The 15,043-nt window shown below is 49.2% G+C and carries 14 protein-coding genes; 6 read left to right on the top strand and 8 right to left on the bottom strand.

All coding sequences use genetic code 11. The annotated features are described in order from the left end of the window. Window positions 1-73: 73 nt before the first annotated feature. Window positions 74-607: an SRPBCC family protein gene (locus D0Y50_RS07580; RefSeq protein WP_108566211.1), complete on the bottom strand. Its 534-nt coding sequence runs from the start codon at window positions 605-607 to the stop codon at window positions 74-76. Between the two features lie 33 nt (window positions 608-640). Continuing rightward, window positions 641-1,630 (bottom strand): nucleoside hydrolase, encoded by a 990-nt coding sequence (locus D0Y50_RS07575; RefSeq protein ID WP_108566212.1) that lies wholly within the window; start codon window positions 1,628-1,630, stop codon window positions 641-643. 140 nt (window positions 1,631-1,770) lie between these two features. On the opposite strand from D0Y50_RS07575, the gene glgC reads away from it, so the two are divergent. Continuing rightward, window positions 1,771-3,048, top strand: a complete 1,278-nt coding sequence (gene glgC, locus D0Y50_RS07570; protein WP_108566213.1) for a glucose-1-phosphate adenylyltransferase — start codon at window positions 1,771-1,773, stop codon at window positions 3,046-3,048. On the opposite strand, the gene D0Y50_RS07565 is transcribed toward glgC, so the two are convergent. Further along, window positions 3,045-3,851 carry an alpha/beta fold hydrolase gene (locus D0Y50_RS07565; protein WP_117316249.1) on the bottom strand — a complete coding sequence of 269 codons (807 nt, stop codon included), beginning with the start codon at window positions 3,849-3,851 and terminating at the stop codon, window positions 3,045-3,047. The two genes, glgC and D0Y50_RS07565, sit on opposite strands and share 4 nt — an antisense overlap. Window positions 3,852-3,937: 86 nt before the next feature. Here D0Y50_RS07565 and D0Y50_RS07560 point away from each other — a divergent pair, with 86 nt between their 5' ends. Then, on the top strand, window positions 3,938-4,753 hold the full coding sequence (locus tag D0Y50_RS07560; protein WP_117316247.1) for an acyl-CoA thioesterase: 816 nt from the start codon (window positions 3,938-3,940) through the stop codon (window positions 4,751-4,753). Here the strand turns inward: D0Y50_RS07560 and D0Y50_RS07555 are convergent. After that, window positions 4,750-5,589, bottom strand: coding sequence for an HDOD domain-containing protein (locus tag D0Y50_RS07555; protein WP_108566216.1), 840 nt, complete (start codon window positions 5,587-5,589; stop codon window positions 4,750-4,752). The genes D0Y50_RS07560 and D0Y50_RS07555 overlap by 4 nt on opposite strands. Before the next feature lie 256 nt (window positions 5,590-5,845). On the opposite strand from D0Y50_RS07555, the gene D0Y50_RS07550 reads away from it, so the two are divergent. Together D0Y50_RS07550 and D0Y50_RS07545 are read left to right on the top strand one after the other, a co-directional pair. Beyond that, a complete protein-coding gene (locus D0Y50_RS07550; RefSeq protein ID WP_117318670.1) occupies window positions 5,846-7,084 on the top strand; it encodes a glycosyltransferase in 1,239 nt (412 codons plus the stop codon). A gap of 57 nt (window positions 7,085-7,141) precedes the next feature. Next, window positions 7,142-7,585, top strand: a complete 444-nt coding sequence (locus D0Y50_RS07545) for a hypothetical protein (protein WP_117316244.1) — start codon at window positions 7,142-7,144, stop codon at window positions 7,583-7,585. Between the two features lie 115 nt (window positions 7,586-7,700). On the opposite strand, the gene D0Y50_RS07540 is transcribed toward D0Y50_RS07545, so the two are convergent. Together D0Y50_RS07540 and D0Y50_RS07535 are read right to left on the bottom strand one after the other, a co-directional pair. Next, on the bottom strand, window positions 7,701-8,108 hold the full coding sequence (locus tag D0Y50_RS07540; RefSeq protein ID WP_232366480.1) for a SufE family protein: 408 nt from the start codon (window positions 8,106-8,108) through the stop codon (window positions 7,701-7,703). Window position 8,109: 1 nt separating this feature from the next. Next, entirely contained in the window at window positions 8,110-8,532 is a 423-nt protein-coding gene (locus D0Y50_RS07535) for a DUF2750 domain-containing protein (RefSeq protein WP_108566218.1), read from the bottom strand. 196 nt (window positions 8,533-8,728) lie between these two features. Between D0Y50_RS07535 and D0Y50_RS07530 the strand changes: the two genes are divergently transcribed. Both D0Y50_RS07530 and D0Y50_RS07525 read left to right on the top strand, forming a co-directional pair. After that, on the top strand, window positions 8,729-9,589 hold the full coding sequence (locus D0Y50_RS07530) for a hypothetical protein (protein ID WP_117316242.1): 861 nt from the start codon (window positions 8,729-8,731) through the stop codon (window positions 9,587-9,589). Then, the gene (locus tag D0Y50_RS07525) at window positions 9,589-10,041 is read left to right on the top strand and encodes a hypothetical protein (protein ID WP_108566220.1); all 453 of its coding nucleotides are present in this window, start codon (window positions 9,589-9,591) and stop codon (window positions 10,039-10,041) included. Before D0Y50_RS07530 ends, D0Y50_RS07525 begins: the two co-directional genes overlap by 1 nt. Before the next feature lie 8 nt (window positions 10,042-10,049). On the opposite strand, the gene D0Y50_RS07520 is transcribed toward D0Y50_RS07525, so the two are convergent. Continuing rightward, window positions 10,050-12,419 (bottom strand): GGDEF domain-containing response regulator, encoded by a 2,370-nt coding sequence (locus D0Y50_RS07520; RefSeq protein ID WP_117316240.1) that lies wholly within the window; start codon window positions 12,417-12,419, stop codon window positions 10,050-10,052. 3 nt (window positions 12,420-12,422) lie between these two features. Next, window positions 12,423-15,011 (bottom strand): HWE histidine kinase domain-containing protein, encoded by a 2,589-nt coding sequence (locus D0Y50_RS07515; protein ID WP_117316238.1) that lies wholly within the window; start codon window positions 15,009-15,011, stop codon window positions 12,423-12,425. Between the last annotated feature and the right edge of the window lie 32 nt (window positions 15,012-15,043).

The following is a 15,043-nucleotide window of genomic DNA, read 5'->3' as shown; positions in this document are numbered from 1 at the left end:
CAGGACAAAAAAAACCTGTCACAATCCGGGAATTGAGACAGGGTTAGTATCGATTATATTTACGTCAGAGTATTTAGCCGCGGTTTTCTACTACAGTTTTGAGGTTTTCAAGACCTGTTTCAAAGTCCGGCCCAATCATATCGTCCATCATCAGCACAAAATAACGGTTCACCGGATTGTTACCTACCTCGCCGCTATCACTCCAGGTAACCCGGGTACCTTCCTCGGTAGGTTCTAACGTAATGACACCGGTAGAGCCCATTTCATATTCGGGAAAGTACAGGCTGTATATCACTTTTTTATTATGCTTAAGTTCCGTGATTTCCATTTTACCATCGCCCTGACTCTCACTTTCCCACTTGGAAAACATGCCTATAGCACGGTCGGGGCCACCATATTTAATTTGCATGTTGGGATCACGCTGAAACCATACCCCCCAGCTTGGCCAGGCTTTTAAATTAACCACTTCGGGGTAAATGTCGTCAGGCTCCGCAGCAATAATAATACTACGTTCTACCTCGTATTCATCAGGCAGCACGAAGCTAACAATAATGACACCGAACAATAAGGCGGTTATCGCTATCGCGCTTTTTTTCAGAATTCCCATAGGCTTACCCTCTGACAATAACAAACTTCAACATTATAACACTTCATTAACATTTTGCGAGGACAGCAATTTTTTATGGTCGCCAGTGAACTGATTAATAACATAGTCGATGACAATCTGAGGGTTAACCTGACTAACCCAGCGTACCGGGTTACCGCTTGAACAGCGGTAAGTCTGACCGGCATTGGGGGTAGTCACACTGACCTGCAGGCAATCTTCGCTTACGCTGTAAGCCTCTTCGGTAAGGCCCAATAGACTGGTTGCCAGTATATCCCATAGAAAGTAGGTAAACTCATACGCTGGGATAGCCGTAACGGTATTGGCCCATAGCTGCCCCGCCAGATCTGACAACGCGGTATCGGTGTGCGCCAATGTTTGTAAAAAGGCTTTATTCACCGGCAAAGCGTTGGTGGCATCCAGCGGTACCATTAAAAGTGGAGCCCGGCTAGTAATAAGCGCCTGGGTGGCCTTAGGGTCCCAATAAGCATTCCATTCAGCGCTGCCGTTGTGGTCATGCATCGCAACGTTACCTTTAACGGTTATTGCCCCGCCCATCCAGATAACCGTCTGCAATTTTTCTGCTAACGCCGGATAGTGTTGAAGTACCCACGCCAAATTGGTCGCCGGGCCGGTAAGAACCATCGTCACCTTATCCGGGGTGTCTTGTAAATACTGTTTCAGCCATAGATGAGCCGGTAAGGCACTAACCGCCTCCCGCGACTCGTTGATTCTGAGCATTGCCGGCATGGTATGACAGATTCGGGGCTGGGCCCGCCACTCTGGCGGAAACGGGTTGGGGCCGACCAACTCCCCTACCGCCACGGGTACCTCAGTGCGCTCGGCCAGGGTCAGTAATTTCAGTGATGACACCAGGGCATCATCGGCATAACAATCGGCTGGCGTAATACATACCCCTTTTAAATCCACCTGCTCCATCGTCAGCGTAAGAAGCAGAGAAAGGATGTCATCAATGCCACCATCATGGTCAAAAATAACGGGAATAGTTGCTTGTTTAGATTTCATAAATAACCTTTAGTGGCTAAAGTTTTCTTCTTGTGTAAGATGGAGATAACTGCCTGCAGCACCAAGACGTTAACGTCTTACTGGCATCCAACCGAGCGCAGCATCGAAACCGATGCACATTTTAAACGGAGAACCCAAACATGGCAGATAATAGCTCGCGTTATATCAGTAATCTGACCCGGGATACTTATGCCCTAATCCTCGCCGGAGGTAAAGGGTCACGCCTGCATGAGCTAACCAATTGGCGGGCGAAACCCGCACTTTATTTTGGCGGAAAATTTCGCATCATCGATTTTCCCTTGTCAAACTGCATAAACTCAGGGATTCGCCGGGTCGGTGTGGTTACCCAATACAAATCCCATTCTCTGATCCGCCACCTGGTGCGCGGCTGGGGCCACTTTAAGAAAGAATTGGGCGAATCGGTGGAAATTCTACCGGCCTCACAGCGATTTTCCGATAGCTGGTATGAAGGTACCGCAGATGCCGTATTTCAAAACATCGATATTATCCGTGACGAGCTACCCAAATATGTGATGATTTTGTCAGGTGATCATATCTATCGAATGGATTATGGGCATATGCTGGCACACCATGTAGAGACCGGCGCTAAAATGACGGTATCGTGTATGTCGGTCCCCATAGAAGAGGCCGCCGGAGCCTTTGGTGTACTTGCTGTAGAAGAGAACTACCGTATTGTGGGCTTTGAAGAGAAGCCGGCAAACCCTACCCCGCTACCTAATGATCCGACCCGGTGCCTGGCGTCCATGGGTAACTACGTGTTTGACACTGAATTTTTGTTTGAACAGTTGAAGCGTGATTCCGAAACATCAGGGTCCCAGCGCGATTTTGGTAAAGACATTATTCCTTCGATTATTGCCGACCAGAAAGTGTTCGCGTTTCCCTATGATGGTGGTACAGACGGCACTGCTTATTGGCGGGATGTAGGAACCATTGATTCCTTCTGGGAAGCGAATATGGAAATGGTTGCACCGGTACCACAATTGAACCTGTACGATCAGAAATGGCCAATATGGACCTATCAGGAACAGCTGCCCCCGGCAAAATTCGTGTGGGAAGATCACGATCGTCGCGGTGAGGCGATAAATTCGGTGGTCTCTGGTGGGTGTATTATTTCCGGTTCAACTATTCGCCAGAGCCTGGTTTTTTCGAATGTACGGGTTCATTCATATGGCTTAATCGAAGAAGCGGTCATTTTGCCGGATGTGGAAATTATGCGCCATTGTAAATTGCGTAAAGTGATTATCGATCGCGGCTGCGAAATACCCGAGGGAATGGTAATTGGTTACGACCATGATGAAGATCGCGCTCGTGGCTTCCGGGTATCAGAAAAGGGCGTGGTTCTGGTTACCCGGGAAATGCTTGGCCAGCCCGTGGGTGGCTTAATGGCCACCGGCTAACAAGTAGCGGCCCACCGGTTAATCGTCTTGGTTAGCCGGTCAGCCACATCCTGCGGAAACTCCAGGGGTAACATGTGGCCGCCCGGTAACGATGTCTGCTCAATGCGGTTTTGCTGCACAAACCGCTGCCAGTGTTTTGGTTTACATACTACCGACTCTGCGCCGGTAATAAGTAAGCCAGGACACTGTAACCGGCCTTTATAACGGTCCAGATTATGCGGCACATTGCGAAAAATATCTGCTTCCACGTCCGGTCTGAACGTTAGGCTTATCCTACCTTCTTCATGTTGCGTAGCGGCTGCAACATAATCGGCCACACAGGCTGGTTGCATATTTTTAAATAACGCTTTTTGCTGAAAATAGCTCACCAGATCGCTGTCGGCCTGCCACTGGCTATTGCGATTTTGAGCTAGCTTCGCCGGAGTAATTTTATCTATATAAGAAGTAAGTTTGGCTCCCCGTAGGAGCCAACTACCGGGGCCCAACACCAACGGCGGATCAATAACTATAAGGCCGGCGAAGTAGTCAGGTTGTTCACAGGCCGCCATAAACGAAATAATAGCCCCAAACGAGTGACCTACCGCATAAACTTTTGTGCCCTGACGGTTTACCTTTACATATTCAAGCAGTTCCGCCACCTGGTTTTCCCAGTTGCGCCCCACCGGTAAGGCCGGGTCGTGACCAAACATAGGTTTGGCCAAAATTTGCCAATGCTTCGGCAATCGCTTAAAGACTTCATTATAACTCGCTGCCGGAAAACCATTGGCATGCGCAAAGTGCAAAGTAACAGGCGATTCAGACACGTTTTTCCTTGATGGTAAATTTCGCAATTGGCGTTTTGTTTCGGTTGGGTTAGGATAGCACAAACAACTCATCTGACCAGAAGCACATGCATATTGATGAACTACTTAATCTGCCTGCCGCAGAACTAAAAGATAATAACAAAGGGTATTTTAACAACCTGCATATTCCATCCAGCTGGGCGCAGGGCAGAACTGCCTTTGGTGGCCTGAGCGCAGGCATGGTTTACACTGCGATTAGTAAATTCGTAGACGGTAGCCGGGTATTACGGGCATTTAACACCAACTTCATTGGCCCTATTGCCTTGGAAAAACCTTTTACAATAGAGGTGATCCCCTTACGCGAAGGTAAAAATGTCAGTCATTTTCTAGGCCAGGTGGTACAGGATGGCAAGATTTGTGTTTCCTGTCAGGCCTGCTTTGGGGTGGGTAGATCGTCAAAAATACAGGTCGAAAACCATCAGGTCCATGCTATGGCCCCGCCGAAAAAGGCCCAGTTTATTCCCCAAATTCCTAAAGTTACCCCTAAATTTTTACGTCATTTTGATTTAGCCATTGCTGATGGCGGGATTCCTTTCACCGGGCGTAAAAGCAATCATTATCATGGTTTCATGCGTTTTACCCAGCCTCCCTCCACGCTAACTGACGCGCATCTGATTACCATGATTGACGCTTGGCCGCCTACCTTGTTACAGATGATGAAATGGCCGGCGCCGGCCAGTACGGTTACCTGGAATTTGGAATTTATCCATCCTCATCGTGAAGTAACCGGCGCCGACTGGTTTGCGTACCAGGCACATACGCGCCAGGCAGCGGATGGGTACGGGCATACCGAGGCAACTATCTGGGACAAAGACAACGAAGTGGTTGCAATCAGCCGCCAAACGGTAGCGGTTTTCGATTAAAACAAAACAAAAGAGTTAGGATTAAACAACGCAATGACACTGATGCACTGTAAATTTGTGATATCCAGCGCATCTTCCAGCTCGTCCCGGGCAAGGTCGAGAGTTTCGTGAAGATGTGGCTCCAGGTTACATAGTTCGGGGTAAATATCCGGGTGTACATTGTCCAGGGCCAGCGTATAGCTTAGCTGCATTATGCTGGCATCCAAGTCACTGCTTAACGGCTGATGCAAGGCGCGGATGGGCTGATGAATCGTGGCTGGTATGCCCCATTGTTTGATCAACTCCGCAGATAATTCAGCATAGGTGAAACCCAGCACCGCACGCTGTAAATCGTTTGGCCCTACCCGGCTATTGAAAGCCAGACACCGGGTTGCTTCTTTGGGGTGGGTGCTTACCACCACCAGCTCACCAATATTATGCAGTAGCCCGGCGACAAATAGCCGTTCTGGCTCCCGCTGGCGTTTATATTCCGCAAAATACTTTGCCAATAGCCCACAGCTGACACTTTGTTCCCAGAACTTATCTAAATCTATTATATTGGCTTCCATGCTGCCAAAAGCATGGGTGACCCCATATGCTAACGCCAGGTCATAAGCCGAACGCGTGCCAATAACCTGCAGCGCTTTGGTTATGGTTTCAATAGCATTGGGGAACCGATACAACGCACTATTAGCCACCTTTAAAATCTGACTGGTAAGGCCGGGGTCAAAGGAAATAATTTCTGCCACATCATCCATGCTGGCCGCGTGATCGTCCATGCATTCTTTTAAACGGGTTACCGCTTCTGGTAGCACAAATACTTCACTGGCGCTAACCGCTAATTCCTGCACATTCATTGTGTGTGGCTCCTTCAGATAGCCTGTGGTAACGGCTTTCTCATTGTCGCTATGGTTTGTCTTTCAGGTAATCTGATTTATAGATCAGATTATGTTGCTTCGCCAATATACTATCGGCTTAGCAACTTAAGTATAGGGGGATACCACCAGGTTACGAATTGATACATTTTGCGCTTCTCCATAAACACTCGGTGATAGCCCAAAACGTAATTTGGTGCAGAATTTGTTATTATTGGGGCAACGTAACATGTTTTGTATGAGTGCTGTTTTGTCCCACCCGAATATTGTGGTAATTGGTTATGTCTGGCCGGAGCCCGCCTCGTCCGCGGCCGGCGAAAATATGTTCAACCTGCTGATGGCGTTTGTTGAGCATGGCTGGCAGGTCACGTTTATGACCGCCGCCAGCGATAGCAGCCATAAGGCTGACCTGGCCGCTGCTGGTATTCGGTCGGTGCCGATCGCGTTAAACTGTAGTTCGTTTGACACACAACTGAGTGCCCTGGCACCGGATGCGGTGGTCTTCGACCGGTTTATGATTGAGGAGCAATTTTCATGGCGGGTTAAACAAGCCTGTCCCCAGGCCGTGCGAATTTTAAATACAGAAGACTTACACAGTCTGCGGCATACCCGCCAACAAGCGGTAAAAAAACAGCAAGAGCCACATGTCGAATTTAGCGAGCCGATGGTACAGCGTGAGATTGCCGCCATTTTACGTTGCGACTTGTCGCTGATTATCTCTGCGGCTGAATACCGGCTACTAACAGAGACCTTTGCGGTGCCCCCCGCCCAGTTGTTATCACTGCCGTTGCTTATCAGTGCGGCGCCCACGCATATTCCGCCATTTTCCGCCCGCCAGGGATTTATGTTTATTGGCAATTTTCGCCATGCACCTAACTGGGACGCAGTATTGCAGTTAAAAGAGCAGTGGTGGCCTGCCATCAGGCAACGTTTCGGACAAGCCCAACTGGCGGTGTATGGTGCCTATCCGGCCAAAAAAGTCACCAACCTGCACAATCCGGCGCAAGGCTTTCATGTGCATGGCTGGGTGAAAGACGCTCGCGCCGCGATTAGCGCCCACCGTGTTATGCTGGCCCCTCTGCGTTTTGGCGCCGGTATTAAAGGCAAGCTGATTGGGGCGATGCAATGTGGCACCCCCAGTATCACTACTACCGTAGCCACCGAAGGAATCCGCTACCCGGCAGGTTGGCCTGGCGCTGTGGTGGATACGGTGGATGACATGGCCAGACAGGCGGTTGAATTACATAATCAGCAAACCAGTTGGAACAACGCGGCCGCCCGCGCAGCACTAATTATTGATGAGCAATTTGCTACCAGGGCTAATCAGCAGCGGTTGGTTAACACTACCGAGAGTCTGATTACAAACCTTACGCAACATCGCCAGGGATTATTTTTGCAACAGCTGCTATGGCACGAAACATTGCGCAGTACGCAGTATATGTCGCAATGGATTGAAGCTAAAAATGCAACAAACTGACCTTACCCGCAATTATTTGCTATACCTATAGAAACACACGCTTTAAATGAAGACCGCATGAAACCATATGCCCCATTTGTTGCTATTGTGTGCGCGATAGCACTGCTCTATCCGCCCAATATTCACGGCCAAACCCGTCAGCAGGATGTTGTGATGCTGTGCCATGGTCTTGGTAATACCGTGGGCCAGGTGCAACAGGGCCGCCGCAGTGGCATAGAAGATAGCGCCAATCAGGCCATTAATATGCTTAATGAGCTTAGCTCTGTAGTTGAAGAAGACCTGATGAGCAGTGTTGATCCGTTTTTAGACAAAACACGGCGGTTACCTGAATATTGGACCGCTGCACTGTATACCCATGCGTGTATTTACAACTATACACAACAGCTTAGTCAGATAGCGCTAATCTCAAGTATGGTAATTGCACGCTGTGATATGAGCAGAGCAGATCCCGGGTGCCTGGAGCAGGTATTTTACGATTTACCTGAGCAACAGGCGATTTAACAGGCTGCCCCGCTCGCGGGCCTGGCTTATTTGAGCACCTAGCCGAATAGCTATGCCGGCGTAAAGCCGGGCATAGGGCCGGGCAAGCACAAGACGAGGCCGTTATATGATTTCGTCAAGCCGCGGTGCCGGCCAGGGCATGTAATGTTTTTACCACCTGGGCTACTCCGTCCGCCCTGGACTGGCTAATCTGACGGCTGATTCCCAGCTCGGCCAGGTAGTTGGCAAAATCGAATTGGGCGAGCTGCTGGCTTTCCAAACTATGCGCCTTTTCCAGCAGAACTGCTAAAACCCCGCGGATAATCTTCGCTGAACTATATGCCACAAAGTGCCCTGGCGTTTGCGGGCAGGCTGCCAGCCATACCTCGCTTTGACACCCCGAGACATGATTTTCAGGTATCTGCAGCGCGGTTGGCATTGGTTGTAAGTATTTTCCTGCCAACATCAGCTGACGGGTCATTTCGTCCCACCCCTGTGCCGCCTTTACGGCAGTTGCTAATGGCAAGTTTGCAGTATCCGCCACCTTACCGGGCTTCCTCAGTCAGGCTTTGCAGTAATTCATTGGCGCTTAAGACCATACCAGTCTGATCTTCACCTACCGGACATACCACCAGCGCAACGTCGTTAGTGGCCAGGCCCGGCAGCCAGGTATTAATAAAGTCCTCCAGGTCAATTGAGGTGGGGCTGGCGCCGGTCTCTTGCGCCCTTGACCATAAACCAATCAGGTCCTGATGCGGCCATATCGGTAGCAGCGCGCCAATATTATCTTCGCTGCTCTCATCTTCAGGCTCTAACATAATAAAGCCAGATTCCCCGGCCAGCGTCCATAGCGCATTGGCTTTTCCAACATATTGCAAAAACAGCTCAAGACGTTCTTCGGGCGTAAGTTTTGCCGCCTGTAATAATACGGCTTCAGACAGCGACGGGGTAACGGTTTCAGGAAACATAGTAACTTCTGTACATAGGATGAATTGCGTTGAATTATAAAGGCCTGAGGAGCATTTACCAGCATTGTGTTAAGGGGCGTAAAAATAGCCCTACAGCGATGTCTTATATAAGTTATCAAGAACCGTCTTTTTGATTTAACCTCATTGGTTTAGCGTGGTACGCTAGCCAGTATTACCGTACCAGATTACTGGCTAAATGGATTCTGAGTTTTATTTAACCTCGCGCAACCAGGAAAAGTCTCTGCCGCTAAATGACGAGCAGTTTCGGGAGTTGAAGCGTAGTCGCAAACGCCTCTCTCTTATTTATGCAATTGTGCATAAATTTCGGCTGGTTAAATGTAACTTTGCGCTTATCGAAAAGCAGATGGCGCAACTGGGAGTACTCTACGCCAGCCACCGTGATGTAGCACGTATTGAAGAATTGAAGCCGCAGCTCAATGCGGCCATCAATAATTATATTTTAAGTGCCCGTATTTTCACCAGTCAGTTGAAGCGGCATGTACAGGGTTGCTTGCCATTGGAGCGCGATCTTATCCGGGAATTGTCTGATGCCATGGACGAAGAATATCAGCGGTCTTTTGCTTATCGCTTTGTTGATGCGCTATACGACTATGTGACCTACTATGGCTTGAGCTGCCATGCTTTTCAGTCGCGCTCCACGTTAATTGAAGAAAATGGCGAGCAGGTGCGTCGATATGACTTTCATGCTTATGTTGAACGAGACTTTATTGGCGGCCCGGCTGACTTTCGCGCTTCGATTTTGGCGGAAACCCCGGAACGGGTAGACATCCGCGCGCTACTTACAGAGTTCAACACCAGCCTGAGTCGTTTACACGATATGGCTATCAACATGACCAAAGAGGTCTTTGACCAGTCTCACGATACTATCTCTGAGTTTGTGAATGTGTTTATCGGCCAGTTTGGGGCGCAATATGCCAATGTATTCGTGGTGCATAAAACCCGAGCCTTCGGAGATAAAGTTTATGATCGCTTCCCCATCTCCATGTATGTGAATAATCACAATTTATCTGACGATCTTATGTGCGGAGAACAATAGTGCGTATTGCTGCCCCTGATGATTTTGTCGCGGTACCCGATGACTACGAAAGTTGTGACGTAGTTAGTATCAACTATCGCTATTTTTCAATGTGGTTACGGGCCGATTTGGTAGCCAGTTTGGAAGGGGTGGTAACAGAGGTGCAATTTCCCTGGAGCAGCCACATCAGTTCAGACAATTTTATTTCCCGTTTAAATAAGCTGCCCGAGTACGCTCTACAAGCCATGGCGCTATTACAGTCAACTTTGCAAGCCAAAAACTGCCGGATAATCTGCTGCGAAGCTGATAAATTTCGCTGTTCTTTAGCTTTGGTAGCGCCCTTGCCCCAGGTAGTCTATCAAGGGCTGCAAAGTATGCCCTGCCCTGATATTTTTGAATTGCCGCAGATGGAAAATATCGATATGTCACCTACCGATTACATCAACGATCACCGCCAGCGTTATGAGCATTAAGGCTACCCTTAAGCGCTGGCTTGCTGATGGAAGGCACTGATTAGTTCGGTAATTGTTACTGGACGATGATAGTAAAAGCCCTGCATCAAATCGCAGCCAGCATGGCGGGCAAAGTCAGCTTGCTCGGTCGTTTCTATGCCCTCTAGCAGCACTGACTTACCCAGTTTGCTGCATAGTTGAATCAGGCTATCAACGACTACGCGCTTGGATTCCGGCCCATATTTGCCTGGCATTAATGATTTATCTAACTTAACGATATGCGTATAAGATTCGGTTAACTCGGCAACCGAGGCGAAGCCTGAGCCAAAGTCGTCCACTGCAATGGTAAACCCCTGAGCAGCCAGCTGACGTAATATTCTACGGGTTCCCACGTCGTGCATAGCTGACTCGGTTACCTCCAGCACAATATCTTCTGCGCTAATATCAAACTCATGTAAAAAGGCGACAAATTTACTGACCAGTGCATTGGAATTGAGCTGCAATATCGACACATTGAGGTGTACCTTAATATGCCCCAGCCCGGCGTCTTTGAGTAAGGTACGAGCAATGCAGACCTCGCGTAGCATTTTAAGGCCAAGCTCGTTAATCAGTCCGGTTTCTTCTGCAATAGGGATAAACGACGAAGGATGGATATCTCCCATATCCTGATTGCGCCAACGGCACAGCGCTTCTAATGCGACAATATCGCCCCCTGTATTTACAATGGGCTGATACGTTGCATACAGTTCGTGATTGGTCAGAGCATTCAGTAACCCCTGTTCCACAAACAGCCGGTATTCAATCGCATCGTTGTGCGACTCACTATAAAACACCACCTGGTTTTTACCCTGCTTCTTCGCTTCATACATAGCGATATCCGCGCGTTTAAGTAAGCCGCCGGTATCGTTATTCAGCGCACTTTCTGCGATGCCTATGCTGGCCCCGATATTGAGTTCCAGTTCCTGGACACTTATCGGCTCTTCAAATACGGCCAGTAAACGTTCGCTAAAAGCCTGCAGGTCATCGCTGTGTTGCACCAGTACGACAAACTCGTCGCCGCCATGTCTAATCAGCGTATCTTCTTCGCGTATTACATCACCTAAACGGGTAGCGCACTCGCATAACACCTCATCGCCAATATCGTGACCGTACGTGTCATTGATTGATTTAAACCCATCCAAATCGATAAACACCAGCGCATGGATAGCATCCTGGTAAATACGATCATTAAGCAACAGCTTCATATAGTTACGGTTACCCGTACCGGTCAGGGCGTCAGTAAATGCTAAGGCTTCGAGCTTTTTCTCCGCCTGATTTAGTTCGGTAATATCTGAAATAGTTACGATATAACCGCCACTTCCTACCCCGGGCGTCAGGGCGCTTATCGTCATCATGGCGGGGAACTCATCCCCATCGCCATTCAGCAGGCTTAGCTTTTCACGCAATACCCCCTGCTGCAACTGGGCAGAACTTGAATTTAGCAACACATCACTGATTCCCAGGTCAAACAGCGACTTGCCAATCAGGGAGCGGACCGGCAGCTTAAGCAGCTTCGCCAAGGGCGCGTTACACTGGGTGATGGTAAAGTCATCGGATAATGTCGCTACTCCTTCCGCCAGTTGCTTAAGCATCAGGTTGGACAAACGCAGTTTGTGGCGGGGGCGTTTTCTGGCAGTGACATCCACTACACTACCAATCTGATAAGTATCAGCGGTTTCGTGTATGTCATTAAACATGACATCAATCCAGGTGTCTTTGTCCGGGTCGACACAAATGGTTTGCCGAATATCCTGATTTGCGGTTAACTGCGCCTGTATATGCGGATGTTCTGCCTGGTCAAACAGCTGTACAAACTCCTCTTTCGGAATTTCCGTACTGCCACCGAAGCGCGACACAAAGCTGCTAGCGTCCTCGAATTCAAAGGTCTCGCCTTCATTACACAAATCATCTACACCCAGTTGCGCAGCCTGAACGGTGGTAAGAAAGCTCTTTTCGCTTGATTTTGCCTGGCTCTCCAACGCAAAACGGCGCAAGGCGGTTTCACAGGTCACTTTGATAGTTTTCGTATTAAACGGTTTAACTACATAGCCATAAGGCGAGGTTTTTAAGGCCATCGCTAAAGTTTCATCATCACTGTATGAAGTAGTGTAAACAATAGGAATATCAAAGCGGGCATTAATAGCTCTGGCCGCATCTATACCACTGGCGCCATCGGCCAGATGAATATCCATTAATATCAGGTGCGGTTTAGTTTTAGCTGCCATATCAACCGCATCTTTATCCGAACGTGCCAGCCCCACAACCTGTACATTCAGGCCAGCTAATTCCCGCGCCAGGTAGGTTGCAGCGATGGTGGTATCTTCCACTATCAAAATACGCTTATTGGTCAGTAAACTCATGAATCACTTCTTCTGTTGTAACGCATCGGCTGACATCCACTGACTGTGTAATGTTTGCAGCAAAAGTTTATCGGAAACCGGCTTGGTCAGTAGCGGCACATCTTTGAGCGAGTCGGGAACCGACAGTTCTTCGCCATAGCCGCTGACAATAATGCATAAAATACTATCATCAATCGCCTTTTCTATCAGTGAAAAGGTGGTGTCTGAGCCCAAATGTACGTCAGATATAATGATCTGCGGGGTACGTGACGCCAGTGATGCATTGGCTCTTGCTACACTGCCCGCGATCATCACATCTTTAATGCCATTGGCGAGCAGCTTTTTCTGTAAATCCAACGCTATAACCAGATTATCTTCAATAATCAACGCGCTGTCAGGCAACGACCATTTAATCTGGGCGGGGGCTGAAGCGGTGTCGGCATCCAGTATATCGGCAACATCTGGCATATCTATAAAACGGACTGGTACTCGCAGTTTTGCCTGTAACCCGCCTGGCGCGAAGTTCACCGTCACTTCGCCGCCCAGTTCATGGGGGATAATACTGTCTATCAGGGTCATACCAAAGCCATTGCGCCCGGGGGGGCTTACCGGCGGTCCTCCGCTTTCGGTCCAGTCAATGGTAAGGCCCCGATCCTCATCCACTTCCCACACAATCGCCACCTTGCCATTTTTACCCGAGGTTGATAACGCGCCATACTTTGCCGCATTCGTGAATAGCTCATGCACCACTAATACAAGGGGCGTGGTGGCGTCCGGCTTTAACAGAACTTCCGGCCCGCCGTGGTCAATATCCCCACAACCTGAGGCATAGGCTTGTATTTCAGTATTCAGTAACTGACCAAACGAGATAGCGGTCCAGCGCGAGGCGGTTAACTGATCGTGGGCGGAAGCCAACGCCATAATTCGGCCAGTGAGCACATTCACAAACTCGTGCAAATCGCGCCCTGTTTGCTCAGTTTGCGCCACAATAGCATTCACCAGGTTAAGAATATTACGTACCCGGTGGTTGAGTTCGCTAATGAGCACTTCATGGGTGCGCGAGGCTTTACGCTGAATGTCATCCCGTTCCTGAAAGTTACGGATAACCACTTCCAGTAAGGTAATGCGTAGTGATTCACCGCTACGATAATCCTGCTCACTCCACGGCTCACAACGGTCATCATGGGTTTGCTGCCAGAGGGCAAAACTGGCCCGTGGGAGCAAGCGGCTGCCGCCTTTACTGGTATCTACTGGTTTATCAGGGTTGCCTGCCCAGTTAACGGTTTGGCTATGCGCATCGCGATAAAACAAAAGATAGTCCCGCGGGCTTTTCGAGATAGGGATAGCCAATAGCCCAGCCACCTTGTAAGCCTGGGTATTATACCCTGGCATTTCTTCTTCAAGACAATGTATAACACTGACTTCGCTAGCAGGCAGCCGGTTCAAAAAGCGTAATATCTGCGGTAGCAATTCATCGGGTAAACAGCGCCCTTCTGTTCGCTGCCGACCATCTACCACGGCGGCCACCCCATCGCAGCGAAACAGTTTACGCATAGTGGTAAATTGATTAAACAGCACGTCTAAAAGCTTGCCGTCACTCCCCATCGTTGCCAGTACTTTATCGTGTACTGCGCGCAGCCGATGCGACTCTTCCTCGCGTTCACGGGCTAAGCGTGAAGATAGCTCCAGGGCAAAGATCTCGGCAAATAGCTCCAGCTCGGTACGCATAAAATACGATGGGATTTTCGGGCTGTAATGATGACATGCAATAAGGCCCCAAAGTTTACCGTTAACTATCAGGCTGATAGACAACGAGGCCGCCACCCCCATATTCTGCAGATATTGAATATGGATAGGGGAAACCGCCCGTAGGGTAGAAAACGATAAATCCATCGGTTCTTCACGCGGGCCCACCCCAGGCACAATTTCTACCGTGGGGGCGTCGACATTGTGGATAACCCGTAGCAGATTTTTCAAATACAGGGCTCTGGCCTGGCGGGGAATATCTGAAGCCGGGTAACGTAAGCCTAAGAATGGCTCTACCCCGGCCACGGTCGACTCGGCCACCACCTCCCCCGCGCCATCGGCAAGGAAACGATAAATCATCACCCGATCATAACCACTGATAAGCTGTAACTGCTGCGCGGTATCTTCCAGTAAATGCTGACTATCCGTGGCCCGGTAAAACTGGCTCAGCAACGCCCTGACGAACGAGTCTTCTGAACTACGCTCGGCCGGTATCTGTTCAAATTCTACAATAATGTATTTGCCATTATGATGAATCGAAATATCTACGGCGCGGCCGCTGCTTTCAATCCGGCGTGAAAACATCCGTTCATTACGGCCGGTGATGGTGGCCGCCTGATAGCCTGAACGAATATCATGCAGTAGTTGGTGATCTATCCATTGCTTTAACGGGGTACCGATAACGGCGTCCGGCCCGACGCCAAAATAGTCCTGTGTATTGGCCGAACAAAACGCTACAATCCAATCATAACGCAGGGCAATAAAACAGCCAAAAGGCTGGATATGACCTAACAAATGAATAGGTTCACGATCACAGTTTGATAAATCGACCGCGCGGTCGTTATTGAGATACTCGGCGTCGTTCATATCCTTTCCCTGTCTTCATAATTAATAATGTC

This window comes from Salinimonas sediminis (assembly GCF_003429285.1).
In the GTDB taxonomy this organism is placed as follows: domain Bacteria; phylum Pseudomonadota; class Gammaproteobacteria; order Enterobacterales; family Alteromonadaceae; genus Alteromonas; species Alteromonas indica.
Note: the sequence above shows the minus strand (reverse complement) of the source record. Positions and strands in the feature narration are given on the sequence as shown.